The sequence below is a fragment of the Mycobacterium sp. OAS707 genome (assembly GCF_014873705.1).
GTDB lineage: Bacteria > Actinomycetota > Actinomycetes > Mycobacteriales > Mycobacteriaceae > Mycobacterium.
In genome coordinates this window covers 1307117-1328414 of the sequence record NZ_JADBDS010000001.1, presented here as the reverse complement: position 1 = coordinate 1328414, position 21298 = coordinate 1307117, and the positions used below count along the sequence as shown (strand labels likewise).

Sequence of the window (21298 nt, the reverse complement as noted above, 5' to 3'; positions counted from 1 at the left end):
TCTTCATCAATTCGTAGAAAGAGATTCAAGCATGTCGTCAACTTTCGCAAGTTATCGGGAGGTCATCGACGCGAACGGGCGGGTTTACCGGGTCGGTGAAACCGACCGTGAACTGCTCGGTAGATCGCGGTCATGGATGATCTGGCTGCCGTGGATGGCCATGATGGCAGTGAGCGTGTACGAGTACGGCTACGGTGCCGCCGCGAAATCGATTCGGGAAGCCCATCATTGGAGCCAGCCGCAGACGTTCTGGCTGCTGTCGATCTGGGCTTTCTTCCAGGCCGGCATTGCCTTCCCGGCAGGCAAGTTGCGGGAGAAGGGCATTCTGTCGCCCCGTGCGGCGATGCTGATCGGCGCGGTCCTTTCGGCGCTCGGATTCGCCAGCATCACCCAGGGCAACCTGATGCTCGCCTACGCCGGCTTCGCGGTATGCGGCGGCATCGGCGCGGGCCTGGTTTATGCGACGTGCATCAACCTGGTCGGCAAGTGGTACCCGGAACGACGAGGCGGGAAGACGGGCTTCGTCAACGGTGGATTCGCTTATGGTGCAGTGCCGTTCATCTTCATCTTCAGCTACGCGTTGCATCCCAACACCTACGTCTGGGTGCTCGACCTGGTGGCCGCGTACATGCTGATCGTGTGCGCCGCATGTGGCTGGTTGTTCCGCGACCCGCCCAAGAACTGGTGGCCTTCCGACGTCGACCCGGTGAAGTGGGCGGACAGCAAGAGCGGCGCGGCGAGTCTGAAGAAGAACCCGCCTGCTGCGCGGCAATACACCCCGATGGAGGCGATCAAGACCGGGATGCTGCCGCTGATGTGGCTTTCGCTCGGAATCAGCGCCGGTGTATCGCTTTTCGGCATCAGTTACATGGTGCCGTTCGCCAAGGACCTCGGGTTCGGCCCGCTGATCGCGGCGTCGTCTGCTGGTGTGCTGTCTGTCATCAACGGTACGGGACGAACGGTGACGGGCTGGCTGTCCGACAAGTTCGGGCGCAAGCAGACCCTGCTCGTAGTGTTGCTCATCGAGGCCCTGTCGTTGGTGGGCTTGCTGTATGCGGGCAAGGCCGAGAGCGAAATCGCATTCCTCGGCTTCGCGTTCCTCGTCGGCTTCGGCGGCGGCGCGTTCTACCCGATGTTCGCCTCGCTCACGCCTGACTACTTCGGCGAGAACAACAACGCCAGCAACTACGGCCTGGTCTACAGCTCCAAGCTGGTTGGCTCGATCGTGGGAATCGGCGTGGGCGCCAGCGTAATCGACTCGTGGGGCTACGCCGGTGCTTACTGGCTTGCCGCGACGAGTGCGCTGGTGTCAGCGGCGATCGCGGCCTTCCTCCGGCAGCCCGGTCGCACCCGAGTATCGGCGCAGTCAAGCGCATCCGTCGCGGAGAGGTCGCCAACGCCGGCGTTGGCCGACTGACGGAGTGCCGAGGCGGCCAAGGGTGAACGACTAGTTCCCCTTGGCCGCCTTCTGGCGCCGCTGTTCCTGATAAATCTCCCTGGTGCGCTCGGTGTGCAGTCGCATCAGGGTGCAGGCGCGTCCCGCGTCTCGATTGGCGATTGCTTCGATCAACTCGGCATGCTCCTCCCAGGCGGCTTTCGAACGCACCTGGGCAATGGGCAGGTAATACCACCGCACCCGGTGCTCGACCGAAGCCCTGAGGTCGGCGAGAACCTTGTTGGCCGACATCGTCACGATATGGGTGTGTAGCGACGCGTTCGCCGAGACGAGGACCTCCTCATCGTCCACGGCCAGCGCTTCCTCACCGATGCGTTGAAGCTCGTGCAGGTGCTCGATCTGTTCGGGCGTCGCGTGCTCGGCGGCCAGTCGTGCTGACTCGGCCTCCAAAAGGCTGCGTGCGGCGAGCAGTTGGTCTGCTTCGGACTCGGTGGGGATGTGGACGAACGCGCCGAGCGCAGGGCGCAGGTCCACCCAGCCTTCGGTATGCATGCGCTGCAACGCTTCTCGAACAGGTTGCCTGCTGACTCCGAGCGCATCGGCCAGATCCTTTTCAACCAGATGCTGACCTGGCTGCAACTCGCGAGTGATGATCATCTCGACGAGGGCCTCGAAGACAGCCTCGCGCAGCGGTGCGGGACGCTCGACAACCGGCGTCCTCTTCCGCGCCGGACCGCCATCGAGGGCGGCGGTCGGTGCTAGCGGGTGGACCATTGGGCCGCCTTTCTAGTCGCGGCAGGGTGTTAACAGCATACAGTCGTCAGGATCCAATCCACGCAAGGTTGCTGGGGTGGACACGGGTCCCCGATAATTTCGCTATACGGAATAAGCTTGTCACTTCGCGGCGAATCGGAGGACGCTGGTGGCTGACGGTGTGCAATCGGTTGAGCGCGCCTTCGAGCTGCTCGAGATCATGTCGAACTCGGGCGGCAGCGTGGCGCTGGGGGAGTTGGCCGCACGCGCCGAGCTACCACAGCCGACGATTCACCGGCTGGTACGCACGCTGCTGGCGATGGGCTACGTGAGGCAGCTCGAGAACCGGCGATACGCTCTGGGGCCCAAGCTGATTCGGTTGGGCGAAAGCGCCGCCCAGCTGATCGGGGCGTGGTCGCGGCCCCACCTGACCGAACTGGTCGAGCGGACGGGCGAGAGCGCCAACATGGCCGTGCTCGACAACGACATGGCGGTCTACGTCGCGCAGGTGCCGTCACCGCACGCGATGCGGATGTTCACCGAAGTGGGTCGCCGGGTGCACCTGCACTGCACCGGCGTCGGCAAGGCGCTGCTCATGCAACTCCCCAACGACAGCGTGGAGGCGTTGATGAAGCGCGCGGGGATGCCGGCGTCCAACGAGAATTCGTACACCACCCCGGAAGCGCTGATCCGCGACATCGAGTTGAGCCGGTCTCGCGGCTACGCCGTCGACGAAGGCGAGCAGGAGATCGGCGTCCGGTGCTTCGCCGTTCCCGTACCGGACGCCCCCACCCCGACCGCGATCTCGATCTCCGGGCCGGCCGCGCGCCTCACCCTGAAGTCGGCGATGAAGGTGACGCCGCTGCTCAAGCGCGTCGCCCGCGACATCGCCTCGGAGTTCGACCAAGCGCCCGCCTAGCTCCCGCCGAGTGTGGGCTTGTGTCACGCTTCAAGCGGCGTAAGCGTGCGGGTAACCCACGTTCGGCGTTAGTCCAATAAGAGCAGTGCGGCGGCTGTCGGTGCGTCCTCGAGTGTTTCGGCGAGATCGTTGAACTCCATGATGTTGTCGATCTCGGTGCCCATCGCGATGTTGGTGATCTTCTCCAGGAAGATCTCCACCACCACAGGAACCTTGTGCTCATGGGCCAGTTGCTGCGCCCGCACCAGTGACGGACCGATATCGGCAGGCTCGACCACTTGGATTGCCTTGCAGCCCAGGCCCTCCGCCACGCGAAGGTGGTCGACGCCGTAGCCCTTGGGAACGTCGCTGTCGGACTCTTGGGCATTGATGTTGTCGAAGCCAAGCGACACGTGGTAGTTCATGTCGAAGTTGCGTTGCGCCTGACGGATCAGTCCCAGATACGAGTTGTTCACCACCACATGGACATACGGCAGGTTGAATTGCGCGCCGACCGCGAGCTCCTCGATGAGGAATTGGAAGTCGTAATCGCCCGACAGCCCGACCACTGTCGCCTTCGGATCGGCGGCGACGACACCGAGCGCAGCGGGCACCGTCCACCCCAGCGGACCGGCCTGGCCGCAGTTGATCCAGTTCCGCGGTCCGTACACCTGAAGAAACTGTCCGCCGGCGATCTGCGACAGCCCGATCGCGGTGACGTACCTGACATCGCGGCCGAACGCCCGGTTCATCTCCTCGTAGACCCGCTGCGGCTTGATCGGAACGTCGTCGAAGTGAGTCTTGCGGTGCATGGTCTGCTTGCGCTGCCTGCAGTCCTCGACCCAGGTGGTCCAATCCGGCAGGGTGCCAGCCGCGCGTCGCTCCTTGGCGACGGCGACGAACTGCTCGAGCGCGGCCTTCGCATCCGAGACGATCCCGAAATCCGGTGCGAAGACACGGCCGATCTGTGTCGGCTCGATGTCGACGTGAACGAACCGCCGGCCCTGTCGATAGGTGTCCAGTCCGCCGGTGTGGCGGTTGGCCCACCGGTTGCCGATTCCGAGAACGAAGTCGGAGGCGAGCATGGTCGCGTTGCCGTAGCGATGCGACGTCTGCAGGCCGACCATGCCTGCTGCGAGCACGTGATCGTCCGGAATGCTGCCCCACCCCATAAGGGTCGGCACCACAGGGACATTGAGGATCTCGGCGAGTTCGACCAGCAGATCCGAGGCGTCGGCGTTGATGATGCCGCCGCCGGCAACGATCAAGGGCCGATCGGCGGAAACCAGCATGTCGATCGCCTTGACGGCCTGAGCCCGCGACGCCGCGGGCTTGTAGACCGGTAGCGGCTGATAGGCCTCCGGGTCGAAGTCGATCTCGGCGAGCTGGACGTCAATGGGCAGGTCGATGAGCACGGGGCCCGGTCGTCCCGACCGCATCAAGTGGAACGCCTGCGCGAAAGCCCCTGGCACTTGGCCGGGTTCGAGCACGGTCATCGCCATCTTGGTGACGGGGGCAGCGATCGAGGCGATGTCGACGGCCTGGAAGTCCTCCTTGTGCAGCCTGTCGACCGGAGCCTGGCCGGTGATCGCGAGAATCGGAATGGAATCCGCTGAGGCCGAGTACAACCCGGTGATCATGTCGGTGCCCGCGGGACCGGAGGTCCCGATGCACACGCCGATGTTGCCCGCCGCAGCGCGGGTGAAGCCCTCGGCCATGTGGCTGGCCGCCTCCACGTGGCGGGCCAGCACATGCTTGATGCCGCCGTGTGCGCGCATGGCCGAGTAGAACGGGTTGATCGCCGCTCCCGGCAGGCCGAACGCCTGAGTCGCCCCCTCGATTTCGAGGATCTTGACCGCCGCGTCGACCGTTCGCATACGCGTCATTGAGCCGTTTCCTTGCCTGACAGTCGCTCGACACCCAACAACAGCGCCGAATGGTCCAGTCCGCCATCGCCGTTGGCCAACGCCGACGCCATCAGTTGGGCGACCAGTGAACCGAGCGGCGTGACCACACCCGCTTCGCGTGCCGCGGCGGTGAGGATGCCCATGTCCTTGTGGTGCAGCGCGATCCGGAACCCCGGATCGAAGTTTCGGGTCAGCATCTTGGAGGCCTTCTGATCGAGCACGGCCGAACCGGCCAGCCCGCCGCCGAGCACCTTGACGGCGGCCTCGATGTCCACGGCGTATGCCTTCAAGAACGTGATGGCCTCGGCGAGCAGTTCGATGTTGCCCGCGACGATCAACTGGTTGGCTGCCTTGACGGTTTGGCCGGCGCCGTTGGCGCCGACGTGCACGATGGTCTTGCCGACTGTGTCGAAAATCGGTTTGGCTGCGGCGAAGTCGTCCTCCGACCCGCCGACCATGATCGACAGCGTGGCGTTCACGGCGCCGGGTTCACCCCCGGACACCGGCGCGTCAAGGATGCGCAGCCCGCGCTCGGCGCCGATCTTGGCGAACTCCGCGGTGACATCGGGCCGGATGGACGAGAAGTCGATCACCAGCGTGCCGGGCTGTGCGTGAGCGAACACCCCGTCGTCTCCCAGCAGCACCGCCTGCACCTGTGGGGAGTCGGGCACCATGATGGCCACCACGTCGGCGTCCTTGACGGCCTGTTCGATGGAGTCGGCCGCCGCGCCTCCGGCTTCCACCAAGGCGCCGGTGCGCTCGGGCGACGTGTCCACCCCGACGACGGTATGACCGGCCTTGACCAAGTGGGTCGCCATCGGGCTGCCCATGATGCCCAGTCCGATGAAAGCGATTGTGCTCATTAGATCCTCGTTTCTGCTTGTGCTTGCAACGCGCCGCGTTCTGCCCGCGGCAGCCATTCGAAGGTGTCGGGTTTGGTCGCCTTGTACTCCAAACCGACGTACCCCTGGTAGCCCTGCGCGGCCAACTGCTCGAGATAGGTACGCAGCGGGATTTCCCCGGTCCCTGGTTCGCCCCGCCCCGGGGCGTCGGCGATCTGGACGTGGCCGACTCGGGGGCCGTAATCGGTTATGGCGGTGGCGATGTCGTCGCCGTTGACGTGCAGGTGGTAGAAGTCGGCCAGCAATCGCAGGTTGGTCGATCCGTGCTGGTCGTGCACCCGGTCGATCACACGGATCGCGTCGGCCGCTGTCAGCAGCGGATACCGGGGTGCCCCGCTTACCGGTTCGATGAGGACCGTGGCCCCGATCCGGTCCGCGGCCCGTGCGGCATAGCCAAGGTTCTCGGCGGCGACGTCATCCTGGTTCGCGGCCGAGTTGTCATCGATGCGGTTGCCGTACAGCGCGTTGAACGCACGGGTGCCGAGCGTTTCGGCGATTCCGACGGCAATCTCGACGTTGTCGCGAAACGCTTGCGTCAGAGTCGGATTCGACAAGATACCGCGATCGCCGGCGGGCATGTCGCCTGCGGCGAAGTTGAGACCCGTCAACTGGACACCCGCATCCTGGATGGCCCGGACGAAGGCAGTGACATCGGCGTCCGGTGGTGTCGGGGTGTCGAAGGGCCACCAGAACTCGACTGCCTCGAACCCGGCGTTCCGGGCCGCCTGCGGCCGATCCAGCAGGGGTAGATCGGTCAGCAGGATCGAGCAGTTGACCGTATAGGCCGTCATCTCGATGTTCCTTTCTCGGGACGTCGCACACGTTGGTGGCTAGTAATTCCGTATTGCGGAATAAATATCTCGCTATACAAAATAGTGAACCGGTCGTCCGGGCTGCTTGTCAAGGGCGACCCCGCGGTAGCGCGGGCTCGTCCTGCGATGCTGTTGACGGGACCATGGCCGGTATGCCAGCGTTAAACATCGGAATTATGATTCCGTAATACGGAATAATGCAGATGGATGGTGGTCTGATGCGTGGCCATGTGGTGATCGCGCCCGACAAGTTCAAGGGCTCACTGACGGCCGCGGAGGCTGCCGCTGCGATATCTGTGGGTCTCAAACGGGCTGACCCTACGGTGGCGACGGTGCACTGCCCGGTCGCGGACGGCGGAGACGGCACGCTCGGCACCGTGTTGGCGGCGGGCTTCGAGCGGATACCGATCTATGCCAAGGGGCCGACGGGTCAGGTCGTCCACACCGCGTACGCGCGAAGCGGTAGGACTGCCGTCATTGAAATGGCGGAAATCTGTGGCTTACAACGGCTTCCGGGCGGCATGCCCGCCCCGATGACCGCTACCAGCCGTGGCCTCGGTGAAGTCGTTGTGCAGGCCCTTGATCACGGCTGCCGCGACATCATCATCGGCGTCGGCGGAAGTGCGAGCACTGATGGCGGCGCGGGGTTCCTCAGCGCCCTTGGCGCGGCAGTTCGCGATCGAGACGGGGTACGTCTTCCCGCGGGCACGCCCGTCGGGGAGGCAGCGCACCTGGATCTCACCGCGTTACACCCCGACATCGCCTGTGCCTCATTCACTCTCGCGTCTGATGTCGACAACCCGCTGTATGGTCCGCTTGGCGCGGCCAGCGTTTATGCGCCACAGAAGGGGGCCGGACCGGATCAGGTCCTCGAGCTCGACCGCGCCCTTCGTCGCTGGGCCGACATCCTCGAGCGCGAAACGAAAGTGGATTACCGAAACGCCGCAGGCGCAGGCGCCGCAGGCGGCGTGGGCTTCGCGGCGATGGCCGTACTCGGCGCACAGATGCGGCCCGGCATCGACGTCATCATCGACCGCATCGAGTTGGACAGGTATCTGACGGGTGCATGCGCGGTCGTCACCGGTGAGGGCTCACTGGATCGACAGTCGTTGCGCGGCAAGGCCGCAATCGGTGTGTGTCGTCGCGCCGGCACGCACGGCGTACCCACGTTCGCTGTCGCGGGCGTATCGGCGCTGACTCCGGCCGAAGTCAACGCCGCGGGGTTCGCAGGGGTGTACACGCTCAGCGACTTGGAGCCCGACCCTGTGCGGTCGATGAGACATGCGGCCGAGCTGCTCACAAAGGTGGGGGAGAGGCTCGCGCCCACGCTCATCGGGGTTATCGGCTCTTCGCGCTAGCGCTCATCGCAACTTGACGACGACCTTGCCCTTCGCGGTCCGGTCCTCCAGCGAGGCGATCGCATCGGCGGCCTGCTCGAGCGGGTAGACGATCGGCTCGGGCGCCGACACCCTGCCCGATGCCAGGAGCGGCTCCAGCTCGGCCCACTGCTCGCCCAGATAACCGGGGTGAGTCAGGCTCCAGGCGCCCCAGCCGACGCCGACGGCATCGACGTTGTTCAGCAGCAGCCGGTTGACCTTCACGGTCGGGATGTCGCCGCCGGTGAAGCCGATGACCAGTAGTCGTCCGCCGGGTGCCAGCGACCGCAGCGAGTCAGTGAACCGGTCGCCGCCAACTGGGTCGACGACGATGTCGACGCCGCGCCCGCCGGTCAGTTCCTTGACGGCGTCTTTGAACCCGTCGGCCAGCACCACGTCCGAAGCGCCCGCCGCTTTCGCGATCGCGATCTTGTCCTCGGTGCTGACCACCGCGATCGTGCGCGAAGCGCCCCACGCCGGAGCCAGCCGCAGCGTCGATGTCCCGATGCCACCGGCCGCGCCGTGCACCAGAACCGTCTCGCCCTCGGCGAGCCGACCGCGTGTGCGCAGCGCGTGATGCATGGTCAGGTCGTTGAACAGTAGGCCCGCGCCTGCCTCGAACGACACCGTGTCCGGCAGCTTGAACACTCGATCGGGTTGCAGCGCAACGACTTCCGCCATCGCGCCGCACAGCATGGTCAGTGCCGCAACGCGATCACCCGCCGCCACGTGCGCGCCATCAGGTGCGCTGCGCACCACGCCCGCGATCTCCGCGCCCGGTGTGTAGGGCATCTCTGGCTTGTACTGGTAAAGCCCGCGTGATTGCAGGGCGTCGGGGAACGCCACACCGGCGGCGTATACGTCGATGAGGACCTCGCCGTCACCGGCAGTCGGCTCGTCGATCTCGACGATCTTCGCAGCTTGCGGGCCATCGAGCTGGGCAATTTGAATCGCGCGCATCGCACCATTTAACTCCTGCGGCGACAGCGCCCAACCGACCGGTAGGCTGCTTTTGACGGCAGCGTTGCCGAACTCGATGGGAGCACGTATGGGACGTGGCCAGGAGGCCGGTTCGCCGGCCAGAAAATTCGCCGCGGCTGAGGCATTACCCAAGGGCCGCGTCGTTCCCGTTCGCTCCAAAGACGGCATCCGCCTGCACGCCGAGGTCTTCGGACCAGAAGACGGCTACCCGATCGTGCTCGCCCACGGCATCACCTGCGCTCTTCGGGTGTGGGCCTACCAGATCGCGGATTTGTCCAACGATTACCGCGTCATCGCATTCGACCACCGCGGCCACGGCAAGAGCGCGGTGCCGCCCCACCGCCACCGCTACAGCCTCGACATCCTCGCCGAGGATCTCGACTCTGTGCTGGACGCGACGCTGGCGCCCGGTGAGCGCGCAGTCATCGCGGGCCACTCGATGGGCGGCATCGCAATCACGTCGTGGGCCGACCGGTTCCCGGACCGGGTCCCGCAACGCGTCGACGCCGTCGCGCTGATCAACACCACGACCGGTGATCTGCTGCGCAACGTGAAATTTCTTCCGGTGCCCCCGCCGCTGGCCGATGCCAGGGTTCGTGCGGCGGGCACGCTGCTCAGAACTTTCGGTGCGGCACCGCTTTTGCGCGCAGTGGATCGTCCGAGTCGGCGATTTGTCTCGACGATCGCGGTCGGACGCGACGCCGATCCCGCCATCGTCGACTTCATCTACGAGTTGTTCACCTCGACGCCGCCGGCGGGCCGTGGCGGTTGGGCCCGCGCGCTGGTCGACACTCTCGGTCCCGAGCACATCGGGCTGAAAAACCTGACCGCGCCGACGCTGGTCATCGGAAGCACGAAAGACCGTCTGCTGCCGATGGTTTCGTCGCGGCACATCGCCAGGATGGCGCCGAACCTGGCGTCGTTCGTCGAGCTACCAGGCGGGCATTGTGCCATCGTCGAGCGTCCCGACGACGTCAACAAGCATCTGCGGATGCTGATCGAGTCGGCGAGCCGGCAGCGCAGCGCCTGACCAAGTCATCCGCCAGAGGCGCGCAACGCGATCACGCCCGCGACGACAAGCGTGATGCCGGTCAGTCGCAGCGCTGTCACCGGGTCGCCGTACGCCACGATGCCCAGCACCACCGCGCCCGTCGCACCGATCCCGGTGAACACGGTGTAGGCCGTGCCGACCGGAATGCCCTGCATGGCCCGAGTCAGCGGATAGACGGCGGCGACTCCGAGGACGAAGCACAGGAGGGTGGGAAGGACCCGCGTGAAGCCATCGGTGGGCTTGATGCTCTGCGACCATGCGACTTCCGCCGCGGCGGCGGTGAGCAGCCACGCCCAGGGGTTCACCGGGCCACCCGAACCGGGGAGGTGGCCAGTGCGTGGCCCAAAATGCGCGCCTCTTCCGTCGCTCGCTTCCGCTCTGCGGCAAGCGTTTCGCTTGGATGCGTTGGCTGTATCCGTAATTCGTGAATGTCGGCTATGCCGCAGTACCGGAGCCACCATCCGAAATAGGTGGACTGGTGATCGATACCGAAGGCAGGGGGCACATCTGGGGCGTAGACCCTGCTGGCGTAGGCCACCACTGCGCGACGACCGCCCAGCAACCCCGAGTATCCCGTCGCAGGGTCGAAGCGAAACGCCACCCCAGGCTGGGTGACGATGTCGATGAAAAGCTTTAGCGACCAAGGTATTCCGCCGTTCCACATCGGCACCGCGAAGACCAGCGTATCGGCCGCCTGCACTCGAGCCGCGACCTCGAGTACTTCCGCCCAGTGCTTCCTCGCGGTCTCCGGTACCGGACCGCGCGCGATGACCGCCATCTTGGCGCTGACGTGTTGTGCGTCGAACGTCGGCAGATCGGTGAAGGTGTTGAGCCGGTCCACCTCTGTGTTCGGCAGCACACTGCGGTAACTGTCAAGAAACGCTTGCGCGAGATGGACGGAATGCGAGTCCTTCCGTGGCGAAGCGGTCACGAACAGCACCCGCGACGTAGTGGGTGCGCTTGTCGAGTCGTTCACGTGTGCCCCTTCCAGGTACGGAATTATGTTCCGCACCTGATAACGACCGGGTGCGGAACTCTATTCCGCATCTAGGATGGTAGCTATGTCAGAGCGGGCATCCGAGGGTGGGCCGTGGCGCCCTCAGCGTGAAGCGGCGGCACGCAACGAGGAACGGCTGCTGCAGACGGCGCGATCCCTGTTGCGCTCACCCGAGGCGACCAAGCTCGATATGCGTGACATCGCGCAAGCAGCAGGCGTCGGCGTCGGCACGCTGTATCGGCGCTTCGGCGACAAGGCCGGACTGCTGGCCGCGGTGATCGGGGACGACGAGCGCACGCTGCAGGAGGCCATCCTGCGGGGGGCACCGCCGCTAGGGCCCGGCGCCCCCGCTGACGAAAGATTGGCGGCATTCATCGACGCGTTGGTGGCGTTGACCGAGCGCAATCTGGGCGCACTTCTGGCTACTGAAGCCACGCCGCCGGGCCGGCTGAAGGTCGGCGCCTACGGCGGTTGGCGTCAGCATGTCGTCCTCCTCCTGCGTGAGCTGCGGGCGGACCTGGACGCCAAGGACGCCGGCTGGTACGCCGACATGCTGCTCGCGTCGGTGGATGCCCAGCTGTACGCCTTCCAGCGCCGAGAAGCCAAGCTCAGTCAACGCCGCATCGCCACTAACGCAAAGGCGCTCGCCCGCACGATCGTCGCAGGCCCTTGAGTTTTCGCGTTCGTCTCCGCCGCTAACCGGTCAGCGCCCGGTGCACTTCGTCGGCTGCCCGCTTACCCGAGCGCACCGCGCCGTCGAGAAATCCCGTCCATTCGTCGGCGGTCTCCGTCCCCGCCCAGTAGATGCCGTCGATCGGCTTGCGCAGCCACGGCCCATACGTCGTCCATGACCCTGGTGGAACAGCGGCCGTCGGGCCGCCTGGCGCGAATTCCTCTGCGCCCCAGCAATGGTCGAGATAGTCGATCGGCTGGCGGGCTTTGTCACCGAACAGCGCCGCGAACCCGTCGAGCGCCTGGGCGCGCCGTTGCTCGGCAGGAAGCGGGTCGAATGTGCGCGCGTCGGTGAAGCCCAGCAAGATGCCGGGCCCCGCGTCGCCGGGGCTGACGTCGAAGGTGATGAACACCGGCCCTTCGTCAGAGAGCGCTTCACCGGAGCAACCGTTGGTGCGCCAGAACGGCGTCTCATAGGCCACGTACGCCTTACTCAAGTTGCCTTGCGGCCAGTGCTCCGTAAGCTTTTCGTACTCGGGCGGCAGCGGTGGGTCGAACGCGATGCCTGCCCGGTGCTGTGGAGGTATCGCCACGATGACGGCCTTAGCCGTGACGTCGCCACGGTCAGAGCTGACGACAAGTGTTCCGTCGGAACGCCGTTCGATGTTGTGCACCACCGCGCACAGCACTACGCGATCGCCGAGCTCGTCGGCGATCCGCAGCGCAATCTGTTGTGTGCCACCGGGAAAGCGGTCTTGCTGGGCGCCGTTTTCGACATCGAGCATTCGGCCGAGTCCACCCGCAGCCTTGATGTAGCGGGTGGCGTGCAACATGGAGACTTCCTCGGGTTCGCACCCCCATGTCACGCGGGACATGATCGCCATCAGATTCCGCGTCGATGCGCTCGCATGCACATAGCGCAGCCACTCATCAAGGGTCTTGGAGTCGAGGATCTCGGCGATCGGCGACGTCCATGGTTTGTCCACCGGAACCCGCCTGCAGACGCGTTCGAATCGCCACTGAATCCGGGACACGTCGAGCAGTTCGATGATCGACAACTTCGGAATCGTGCTGCGATACGACCGCACCTTGCCGTGCCACCGGATCAGGTTCTTGCCTCGGCTGTACGTCCGCACCGTCTCACAGCCGAGTTCCTTGGCCAGGGCAACGACGGCATCCTGGGTCGGCCCGACGAATGTTCCGCCGAGATCGACCGGTGTGTCCGCGATCGTCGTTGTTGACGAACGTCCCCCGACGCGGTCACGGCCTTCGAGTACCACGACGTCGTGACCCAACCGCACCAGGTCACGTGCGGCCGCCAGCCCCGCGAACCCGGCACCAACGACGACGACGTCGACATTGGCTGTCTGCTCTTCGCGCGAGCGCTCATCGCCGGCTGCAATGCTCACGCCACTAGGCTCTCACGTCGTGAGGGTGATGACAGCGCTGTTCGGGCCGACGGATGCCAAGGAACGCGCCCACGTGCTGCACGAAGCCGGTGCCTGCGGGGTGTTCACCTTCGAGGGGCCGCACGACGTGTTCACACCGCTGGCCCTGGCCGCGGCTGTCGAAGGCCTCGATCTGATGACCAACGTCGCGATTGCGTTTCCCCGCAACCCGATTCATCTCGCCCACCAAGCCAATGACTTGCAGTTGCTGACCAAGGGTCGGTTCACGCTCGGCCTCGGCACGCAGGTGCGGGCGCAGATCGAGAAGCGGTTCGGCGCCGAGTTCGACCGGCCGGTTGCCAGGATGACGGAATTGGTGCGCGCATTGCGGGCCATCTTCGCGGCGTGGAACTCCGGCCAACGGCTCGACTTCCGCGGGGAGTACTACCGGCACACGCTGATGACGCCGACCTTCAGCCCCGGCGCCAACCCGTACGGCCCGCCGCCGATCTACGTCGGGGCGCTCGGGCCGCGGCTGACACGGGCCACCGCCGAGGTCGCCGACGGTTTGCTTGTCATGCCGTTCGGCTCCAAGCGGTTTCTGCAGGAAGCGACGATGCCGGCCGTGCGGGAGGGGCTTGCCGCTGCTGGCCGCGCCGAGGGCGACTTCGCGGTGGTGCCGGAGATCATCGTGTCTGCAGGCGACAAAGACGAAGACCACGCCGCCACCCGCAGGCTGCTTGCGTTCTACGGGTCGACGCCCGCCTACCGGCCCGTCCTGGACGTGCACGGCTGGGGTGAGCTGCAGCCCGAGCTCAACAAGCTGTCCAAACAGGGCCGGTGGGAGGACATGGGCGCGCTGATCGACGACGAGGTGCTGCACACCATCGCGGCATGCGGCAGCCCCGCCGACATCGCCGCGCACATCCGCGACCGGGTGGCAGGAGTGTCCGACCGAATCTGCATCTACCAGCCAGGACCGATCGCGGTGGAGTCGCTCGCCGCGATCGTCGACGCACTCAACCGCTGAGCCCCTATCGTGGTACCCAGCCGGACCAAAGGGGGTTGGGTATGACCGCGACAGACGTCGAATACTCCGACGTGCTGATCATCGGCGCAGGAATTTCGGGAATCGGCGCCGCATACCGGATCCATGAGAAGAATCCCGGGCTGTCGTACACGGTGCTGGAACGGCGTGGCCGCATCGGCGGCACCTGGGACTTGTTTCGCTATCCCGGTATCCGCTCCGACAGTGACATCTTCACGCTCAGCTACCCGTACGAGCCGTGGCGACGGCCGGAGAACGTGGCCGACGGCTCCGACATCCGCGCGTACCTGAGCGAAACGGCTCGCAAGCACGGCATCGACGAGCACATCCGGTTCAACACCCGGGTGCTGTCCGCAGACTGGGACTCGACCACCGATACGTGGGCCGTCGAGACGGAGCAGAACGGTAGCCCGAAGACCTACCGCGGTCGGTTCGTCTTCTTCGGCACCGGCTACTACAACTACGACGAGCCGTATCGCCCGGAGTTTCCGGGCATCGAGACGTTTACCGGCGAAGTCTTACACCCCCAGTTCTGGCCAGAAGGCTTCGACTACACGGGCAAACGGGTGGTGGTGATCGGCAGCGGTGCAACCGCTGTGAGCATGATCCCGTCGCTTTCCGAGAAGGCCGGCCACGTGACCATGTTGCAGCGGTCCCCGACCTACATGTTGTCGGTGCCCCGGATAAACCCCGTGGTGCAGGCGCTCCGAAAAGTGTTGCCGCCGCGGGTCGCACTCGCCGCCGTTCGGCTGTACAACACGTTGTTCACCGTGCTTACGTACGCGATCGCGCGCAAGGCGCCGAAGCTCAGCCGACGATTGATCCGCGCACTTGCGAAAAATGCTCTCCCAGAGGGCTATCCGGTCGACGTTCACTTCAAGCCCAGGTACGACCCATGGGATCAACGCGTGTGCGCGATCCTCGACAACGATCTCTACAGCGTGGTGGGCCAAGGCCGCGCCGAAGTCGTCACCGACACGATCGATCACATCGACGACAGTGGCATCGTGCTGAACTCCGGCCGCCACCTGAATGCTGACGTGATCGTCACCGCAACGGGCCTGCAACTGCAGGCGCTGGGTGGGGTGGCGATCAGCATCGACGGTGCCGAGATCAAGCCGCAGGACCGGTTCGTCTACAAGGAGCACATGCTCGAGGACATCCCGAACATGGCGTGGTGCGTCGGCTACATCAACGCATCGTGGACACTGCGCGCCGACCTCACCGCGCGTTCGGTCGCAAAACTGTTGGCCTACATGGACGGTCACGGGTACACCCACGCCTACCCGCACCTTGGCGACAAGCCGATGCCGGAGAAGCCGGCGTGGAACATCAACGCGGGTTATGTGCAGCGCGCATTGCACGCGCTGCCGAAGTCCGGCACGCGCCGACCGTGGAACGTGCGGCACAACTACGTACTCGATGCCATCGACCATCGTCTCGACCGCATCGAGGAGTCGATGGTGTTCGGCCGCGCGGAGGCTCGGGAGGCGAAACCCGCCTAGGAGGTGCCAAGGTGAGCGAACCCGAATATTCGGATGTCCTGATCATCGGTGCCGGCATATCCGGCATCGGCGCCGCGTACCGGATCCGCGAACGCAATCCGCACCTGTCGTTGACGATCTTGGAGCGACGGGAGCGGTTGGGCGGTACTTGGGACCTGTTCCGGTATCCGGGAATTCGATCGGACAGCGACATCTACACGCTGTGCTTTCCGTGGGAGCCGTGGACCCGGCCGGAGATGATCGTCGACGGGGAACATATCTGGGAATACCTCGATCAGACCGCGCGCAAGCACGGCATCGACAAGCGTATTCGTTACCGCACCTACGTCCGTTGCGCTGACTGGGACTCGACGACCGACACGTGGACACTGCAGGTTGACCAGGATGGCCACCCCGCGACGTACCGTAGCCGGTTCGTGTTTTTCGGCACCGGCTACTACAACTACGACGAGCCCTATGCGCCAACGTTTCCCGGAATGGAGTCCTTCAATGGCCAGGTCGTGCATCCCCAGCACTGGCCCGAATCGCTGGACTTCGCAGGCAAACGAGTCGTGGTCATCGGCAGCGGGGCGACCGCGGTCAGTCTCATCCCGTCGCTGACGGACAGGGCCGCCCACGTGACGATGTTGCAGCGCACGCCGTCGTACATGATCTCCTCAGTCAAGGTCGAGCCGACGGCAGTGGCACTCCGGAAGTTCTTGCCGCTGAAGCTCGCTCACTGGATCGTCCGCTGGCGCAACGCGATCGTCGGGGTGGTCATGTGGGTCGTCGCCCGCCGGGCGCCCGAGTTCAGCAGGCGCTTTCTCCGCCGCACCGCCGAGAGCACGCTGCCGGCGGACTACGACATCGACACGCATTTCAATCCGCCGTACAACCCGTGGGATCAGCGGTTGTGCTTCATCATCGGCGCCGATCTGTACAAGGAGATCGCCAAGGGCCGGGTCGAGATGGTGACCGACCACGTCGATCACATGGATGCCACGGGCATCGTTTTGCGCTCGGGCCGCCATTTGGACGCCGACGTGATTGTCACCGCGACGGGACTGCAGTTGCAGTCGCTTGGCGGCGCGCGGATCAGAGTGGACGGCAGGCAGGTCGACCCGCATGATCGGTTTCTGTATCGCCGCCACATGCTCGAGGACGTTCCGAACGCCGCGTGGTGTGTCGGCTACACCAACGCTTCGTGGACCCTGGGCGCCGACCTGACCGCGAAGTCGTTCGCAAATTTGTTGGCGTACATGGATTCTCATGGCTACACCCATGCCTATCCGCATGTCGGCACCGTTGGCATGTCCGAGGAGCCTGCGTTCAAACTGGAATCGGGTTACGTGAAGCGGGGACTGCACATGCTGCCGAAGACGGGCAATCGCAGGCCGTGGCAGATATCGCAGAACTTCCTGCTCGACGTGCTTCGCCGGCCATTCGAGTCCATCGAGGAATCGATGGTGTTCGGGCGTGCGGCTACGGCGTCCGCAGGGTCAGTCCCGTCCCGAGCAACTGGGACGCGGACAACCCGTATGTCGTCTTGAACCTGTCGGCCAGGTGCGACGGGCTGGCGAAACCCGACTTCATCGCCGCCGTGGTGAGGTTGTCACCCGCCGCGATGGCCGCTCCCGCGTGCGTCAACCGCACCCACAGCCGATAGCGGCGCAAACTGGTGCCGAGTTCGTCGCGAAACAGGTGCAGGAACCGTGACTCGGAAAGTCCTGCGGCAGCGGCGAGTTCGCGCGACGCAACCGATCCCGCGGGGTCGTCACGTATTGTGCGCGCCGCGGCGACAATGCGGGGATCGATGTGCCGCTGCGCGGCGGGCGCCGCCAAATCGAGCCAGTGCGAAGCGGTTTCGTCGTCGGTCGGGCTGAACTGCAGGCGTTCTTCGTCGACGTGTCGTAGGCCGACTTCGCCTTGCCAGTCGTCGAACTTGGGTCTGCTCGCGTTGGCGCGCTCCGATGTCGGCTCCAGATAGCAGGAGACCAGCCCGGCGCCGTGGCAGGTCAGCTGGTGGACCATCCTCGGCGGAATCAGGACGCTGAGCGCCGTGCGTTTGACTCCGTCTTCCGTCGCGACGGTGAGCGGCCCGTCGATGCCGACCGCGAGGCACCACACCGAGCCCGAATGCGGTGCGAGGTTCAGGCTGGGACCTGCATAAAGCGCCTGGCCCGGCCACAGCCAGATCGACGGATAGCAGGTTTGTGGAAGCGCCGCGCCGGCCTTTGCCGTCATGCTGGCCTCCTCACGTCAACTCGACAGGAGGTTATCGTGGCCAGCCCAATCGGCACTGCAGTCATCGGCGTCATCGCCGTGTTCTTCCTCGGTATGGGCGTGTACGCGCTTGCCGCGCCCGCCGCGCTGGTGCGCCCATTCGGCACGACGCTCGGGGGAGACGCATCACGGTCGGAGGTGCGCGCGGTCTACGGCGGCTTCGGGCTGGCTATCGCGGCGGTGCTCGCATACGCGGCGGCTGCGGACGGCGACCTGCGAAGGGGCATCTTGATCACCGTTGCGGCCGCCTTGGTAGGGATGGCCGTTGGACGCGTGGCCGCTGCGATCCTGGGCGACCGCACCGCGTTCTATCCGAACTGGTTCTACTTCTTGGTCGAATCACTGGCTGCCGGCGCGCTCTTTGCGACTTCGGCGCGCTAACCGTCGCTGCGCGTGGATACGCGCGCCGAATCACCTGCCGTCACCGGTCGGTGCGCCACGCAACGGTCGCCCAAAGCAACAGAAAACCGGCGACGACAAAGTAAGCGGGATGGGTGGCGAAGCCGAGCAGAAGGAACACCAACGCGAGTACCAGCGGCGCTCGCCACGTCACGGCGGAGTGATGGCCGAAAAGTTCCACTCCGAACGCGGCAACGTGGTTGACGATCTTCTCCGCGGTTGACTCGTCCGCTTGTCGAAGGTGACGGGGTCCGGGATCGGCCGCTAGCGGTTGCCCGGAGCGGCGCGCCACCTCAACCGCCACGCGATGAAGAAACGCATCAACTTCCTCTTCGTCATATCCGCGCCTTCCGATCGGCGCCCTGGAGAACGCCGCGTTGCCGATGTCCGCCGCAGTGAGGCGGTCACTTGTCGGATCTCGTAGCGTTGCCTCGACGCGGTCCAGAAACGCGTCAACCTCGTCTTCGTGGTAGCCGCGACGTCCGCCCTTCGCACTCGAGAATGCCTGGTTATGGACATCGTCTGGGGTTAGTCCCAAACCATCGGCTGCTCGTTCCGGCTGCGCGACGTGATTCCGGTCGGCCAACTGGCTTTCCAGCTCGTCGATCCGCCGCTCGGGGTCATCTTGGTCCACCAGCGAATGGTCCCACCGGAAGGTTTCCGGGACCCGGCATTTGGTTAAGGCGCGACGGTCAACCAGTCGGCGAAGCCCGACGGATCGTGCCGGCCGAGCGCGCCGTGTTCGAACAGGCCCCAACCCTCGCGTTCGACGCCGTCGGCTTCGCGGCATACCGCCCGGCCGACGTGGTCGATGACGCCGAAGCCGGCGCGCCCGACGATCGCGGGATCGGTCATGTCGTAGGTGAGGCGTTCAGTGAAGTTGTCGCCCTTCCACATTCCGTGCAGCCAGTCGGAGTCCCCGCCGTACCCGCCGCCGACGTGAATGGGCACCGGCAGTTTCGACTCGACGTCGAAATGCACTGGGCTGCCGTCGAATGCGGTCGCCTCGATGGTAGCACCGGTCGGGATCCGTGTACCGGAGCGGTAGTGGATCTTGACCCGCGGCCAACCCAACTGTTCGACGCGGCCGTCCTTCCAGATGCGGGTGCAGTCGTTGAGTGACCGGAAGCCCTGCGGGTCCTCCTGGATGATCACCACGATGCCGAAGTCGTCGAACGCCATCGGCACGTACAGCCACCACATGCCTTCGAACGGCGGATCATCGGGGCGTCCCGCGGGTTCGGCTTCTCCGATTGGCCGGATACCCCAAGACCGATCGCGCGAGCCGATCCAGCAGGACGGATCGACAGCGATCTCTTCGCCGTCGACCACCAGGTGTCCACTCCAGGCGCCCACCTGAGCGAACCGCTGCGCGTCGAGAGTCACGCGGTTGCCGCGCCGCATGATGTGCGGTTGCTCCTGCACGACGTCGAACAGCCCGTCCCACGTCAGATCCGCTGCGATGCCCTCGGTTTCGTCGAGCACGATGCGCAGCTTGTGCAACGGCTCGATCACCTCGACGCGGTAATTGCCGACGTGCTGGTTCAGCCGGTCCTGATCGATGGCACCGCTGAGGTGCACCGCCGTCTGCACGTCACCCCGCCTCACCAACAGGAATGCGTCTTTGACACCGAGATTCGGGTAGTAGCCGATACCCGAGATCACGAATATGTCGCCGGTGCGGTCGTGTGCGTTGAAGTAGGAGCGGTCGTAGAAATTACGGTCGCTCGAACCCGGCCATGCAATGGGCTGCGGAATCTGATGTACCGGGTATTCGTCCATGGGGCCGAGCATTACGCCTCTCCGATCAGTCGCTTGAGCACCGAGCCGTGGTAGAACAGCGACTCCACATCGTCGGGTTTCTCGATCTCGCCGAACCGCACGCGCCGCGCACTGGTCCGCATGAACACACACGCCCAGATCACGCCGGAGTACACGTAGAACCAGTGCAGGTCGCCGAGTTCGACGCCGGTGAGCTGTGAATAGGTCGCCTTGACGTCCTCTTCGCGCATGAAGTCGGGTAGCCCGGGCAGCCCGGCCATGCCAGCGAGTTCCTGAAAGACCATGTGGGCGAAGATGATCCAGGCCACGTCCATCTCACGCGGACCGAGCACCGCCATCTCCCAGTCCAGCACGGCCACCGGCCGGTAGTCGGAGTACAGCACGTTGCCTACTCGCGAGTCGCCCCACACCAGCACCGGATCCGTTGCGGCGACGTCGGCGGGCCAGTTCGACTCGAGCCAGTCCAGCGCCCGCTCCAGTAGTTCCGAACGGCCGATATCGGGTACCGCGAACTGATACCACGACTGCAACCAGTTGAGATTGCGCCGCAACGCATTTGGTTCCGATCCGTCGGCAAGGAACCCAAACGTCGTCTCGGCGTCCGGGATCGAATGCAGTTTGGCGATCACCTCGACCGTGCTGTCCTGCAGTTCGCGTTGCCGCTCGGCGGGAGAGTCGGCGAACCAGTTGTTGCCGAAGGTGTACGGCATGACGTCAGGCGGCACTTGGCCCTCGACGTAATCCATCAGGAAAAACGGCGTCCCCAGCACCGAGCCCGTCGGCTCCAGCCAGCGCACGCGCGGAACCGGAACATCGGTCATTTCGCCAACCAGTCGGATCACGTCGAACTGGTGGTCCATTCGGTACGACGAAAACACCGGCACGTCCTGTGCGGTGGGGGCCACCCGCGCCACCCACTTCTCTTCCCGCGGTTGGCCGTCCTCGTTCCAGCGGCCGGTCAAGATGATCGTCTCCGACGACATGCCGTTGGAATCGACACCGCTTTCTACGGTGATCTCGGGCTTTACGCCGCCTGGCATCACGGTGGACAACCAGCCCGACATCACGTCGGGCAGCGTGCTCAGGTCGCGACTGGAGTGCTCGAGGCGGCTGACATCTTCGACAGCCGGTTCAGTAGCCACAAATTCTTCCTTCGGCCGATAATTACG

At 65.1% G+C, this 21298-nt stretch carries 21 protein-coding genes; 9 read left to right on the top strand and 12 right to left on the bottom strand.

The window, feature by feature from the left end; translation table 11 throughout:
* The first annotated feature begins 31 nt into the window (after positions 1 to 31).
* Positions 32 to 1417, top strand: coding sequence for an OFA family MFS transporter (locus GGC64_RS06575; protein ID WP_192721605.1), 1386 nt, complete (start codon positions 32 to 34; stop codon positions 1415 to 1417).
* 30 nt (positions 1418 to 1447) lie between these two features.
* On the opposite strand, the gene GGC64_RS06570 is transcribed toward GGC64_RS06575, so the two are convergent.
* Positions 1448 to 2170 carry a GntR family transcriptional regulator gene (locus GGC64_RS06570; RefSeq protein ID WP_192721604.1) on the bottom strand — a complete coding sequence of 241 codons (723 nt, stop codon included), beginning with the start codon at positions 2168 to 2170 and terminating at the stop codon, positions 1448 to 1450.
* Between the two features lie 148 nt (positions 2171 to 2318).
* Here GGC64_RS06570 and GGC64_RS06565 point away from each other — a divergent pair, with 148 nt between their 5' ends.
* The gene (locus GGC64_RS06565; protein ID WP_192721603.1) at positions 2319 to 3068 is read left to right on the top strand and encodes an IclR family transcriptional regulator; all 750 of its coding nucleotides are present in this window, start codon (positions 2319 to 2321) and stop codon (positions 3066 to 3068) included.
* A 68-nt stretch (positions 3069 to 3136) separates the two neighbouring features.
* Here GGC64_RS06565 and gcl read toward each other — a convergent pair whose 3' ends face one another.
* From gcl to GGC64_RS06550, 3 genes are read right to left on the bottom strand one after another with little or no spacing between them, the layout of a single operon-like run.
* The gene (gcl, locus tag GGC64_RS06560) at positions 3137 to 4933 is read right to left on the bottom strand and encodes a glyoxylate carboligase (protein ID WP_192721602.1); all 1797 of its coding nucleotides are present in this window, start codon (positions 4931 to 4933) and stop codon (positions 3137 to 3139) included.
* Positions 4930 to 5817, bottom strand: a complete 888-nt coding sequence (locus GGC64_RS06555) for a 2-hydroxy-3-oxopropionate reductase (RefSeq protein WP_192721601.1) — start codon at positions 5815 to 5817, stop codon at positions 4930 to 4932. The genes gcl and GGC64_RS06555 overlap by 4 nt, the downstream gene beginning before the upstream one ends.
* Positions 5817 to 6653 (bottom strand): TIM barrel protein, encoded by an 837-nt coding sequence (locus GGC64_RS06550; protein WP_192722429.1) that lies wholly within the window; start codon positions 6651 to 6653, stop codon positions 5817 to 5819. Before GGC64_RS06550 ends, GGC64_RS06555 begins: the two co-directional genes overlap by 1 nt.
* 233 nt (positions 6654 to 6886) lie before the next feature.
* Between GGC64_RS06550 and GGC64_RS06545 the strand changes: the two genes are divergently transcribed.
* Entirely contained in the window at positions 6887 to 8026 is a 1140-nt protein-coding gene (locus GGC64_RS06545; RefSeq protein WP_192721600.1) for a glycerate kinase, read from the top strand.
* Positions 8027 to 8029: 3 nt separating this feature from the next.
* Here GGC64_RS06545 and GGC64_RS06540 read toward each other — a convergent pair whose 3' ends face one another.
* Complete coding sequence (locus tag GGC64_RS06540; protein WP_192721599.1) at positions 8030 to 9004, bottom strand: NADPH:quinone oxidoreductase family protein; 975 nt, start codon at positions 9002 to 9004, stop codon at positions 8030 to 8032.
* An 88-nt stretch (positions 9005 to 9092) separates the two neighbouring features.
* Between GGC64_RS06540 and GGC64_RS06535 the strand changes: the two genes are divergently transcribed.
* Positions 9093 to 10055 carry an alpha/beta fold hydrolase gene (locus tag GGC64_RS06535; RefSeq protein ID WP_192721598.1) on the top strand — a complete coding sequence of 321 codons (963 nt, stop codon included), beginning with the start codon at positions 9093 to 9095 and terminating at the stop codon, positions 10053 to 10055.
* 5 nt (positions 10056 to 10060) lie between these two features.
* Here GGC64_RS06535 and GGC64_RS34605 read toward each other — a convergent pair whose 3' ends face one another.
* Both GGC64_RS34605 and GGC64_RS34600 read right to left on the bottom strand, forming a co-directional pair.
* A complete protein-coding gene (locus GGC64_RS34605) occupies positions 10061 to 10381 on the bottom strand; it encodes a multidrug efflux SMR transporter (protein ID WP_370582007.1) in 321 nt (106 codons plus the stop codon).
* Entirely contained in the window at positions 10378 to 11052 is a 675-nt protein-coding gene (locus tag GGC64_RS34600) for an FMN-dependent NADH-azoreductase (protein ID WP_370582006.1), read from the bottom strand. The genes GGC64_RS34605 and GGC64_RS34600 overlap by 4 nt, the downstream gene beginning before the upstream one ends.
* 85 nt (positions 11053 to 11137) lie before the next feature.
* Between GGC64_RS34600 and GGC64_RS06525 the strand changes: the two genes are divergently transcribed.
* Entirely contained in the window at positions 11138 to 11746 is a 609-nt protein-coding gene (locus GGC64_RS06525) for a TetR/AcrR family transcriptional regulator (RefSeq protein ID WP_192721596.1), read from the top strand.
* Positions 11747 to 11768: 22 nt separating this feature from the next.
* Here GGC64_RS06525 and GGC64_RS06520 read toward each other — a convergent pair whose 3' ends face one another.
* Positions 11769 to 13154 (bottom strand): flavin monoamine oxidase family protein, encoded by a 1386-nt coding sequence (locus GGC64_RS06520; RefSeq protein ID WP_370582005.1) that lies wholly within the window; start codon positions 13152 to 13154, stop codon positions 11769 to 11771.
* Positions 13155 to 13182: 28 nt separating this feature from the next.
* On the opposite strand from GGC64_RS06520, the gene GGC64_RS06515 reads away from it, so the two are divergent.
* From GGC64_RS06515 to GGC64_RS06505, 3 genes are read left to right on the top strand one after another with little or no spacing between them, the layout of a single operon-like run.
* Positions 13183 to 14163, top strand: a complete 981-nt coding sequence (locus tag GGC64_RS06515; RefSeq protein WP_192722427.1) for a TIGR03617 family F420-dependent LLM class oxidoreductase — start codon at positions 13183 to 13185, stop codon at positions 14161 to 14163.
* 41 nt (positions 14164 to 14204) lie between these two features.
* Positions 14205 to 15686 carry an NAD(P)/FAD-dependent oxidoreductase gene (locus GGC64_RS06510; RefSeq protein ID WP_192721595.1) on the top strand — a complete coding sequence of 494 codons (1482 nt, stop codon included), beginning with the start codon at positions 14205 to 14207 and terminating at the stop codon, positions 15684 to 15686.
* 11 nt (positions 15687 to 15697) lie between these two features.
* Positions 15698 to 17215: an NAD(P)/FAD-dependent oxidoreductase gene (locus GGC64_RS06505; RefSeq protein WP_192721594.1), complete on the top strand. Its 1518-nt coding sequence runs from the start codon at positions 15698 to 15700 to the stop codon at positions 17213 to 17215.
* On the opposite strand, the gene GGC64_RS06500 is transcribed toward GGC64_RS06505, so the two are convergent.
* Positions 17148 to 17909: a helix-turn-helix transcriptional regulator gene (locus GGC64_RS06500; protein WP_192721593.1), complete on the bottom strand. Its 762-nt coding sequence runs from the start codon at positions 17907 to 17909 to the stop codon at positions 17148 to 17150. The two genes, GGC64_RS06505 and GGC64_RS06500, sit on opposite strands and share 68 nt — an antisense overlap.
* 36 nt (positions 17910 to 17945) lie before the next feature.
* Between GGC64_RS06500 and GGC64_RS06495 the strand changes: the two genes are divergently transcribed.
* Positions 17946 to 18329, top strand: a complete 384-nt coding sequence (locus tag GGC64_RS06495; RefSeq protein ID WP_370582004.1) for a DUF4345 domain-containing protein — start codon at positions 17946 to 17948, stop codon at positions 18327 to 18329.
* Positions 18330 to 18369: 40 nt separating this feature from the next.
* On the opposite strand, the gene GGC64_RS35135 is transcribed toward GGC64_RS06495, so the two are convergent.
* Genes GGC64_RS35135 through GGC64_RS06480 form a run of 3 tightly spaced genes read right to left on the bottom strand, consistent with a single transcriptional unit; the run spans position 18370 to position 21271 of the window.
* A complete protein-coding gene (locus GGC64_RS35135; RefSeq protein WP_369434955.1) occupies positions 18370 to 18981 on the bottom strand; it encodes a DivIVA domain-containing protein in 612 nt (203 codons plus the stop codon).
* 44 nt (positions 18982 to 19025) lie between these two features.
* Positions 19026 to 20141: a hypothetical protein gene (locus tag GGC64_RS06485; RefSeq protein ID WP_192721591.1), complete on the bottom strand. Its 1116-nt coding sequence runs from the start codon at positions 20139 to 20141 to the stop codon at positions 19026 to 19028.
* A complete protein-coding gene (locus GGC64_RS06480) occupies positions 20141 to 21271 on the bottom strand; it encodes a phosphotransferase family protein (RefSeq protein WP_192721590.1) in 1131 nt (376 codons plus the stop codon). The genes GGC64_RS06485 and GGC64_RS06480 overlap by 1 nt, the downstream gene beginning before the upstream one ends.
* Positions 21272 to 21298 lie beyond the last annotated feature (27 nt).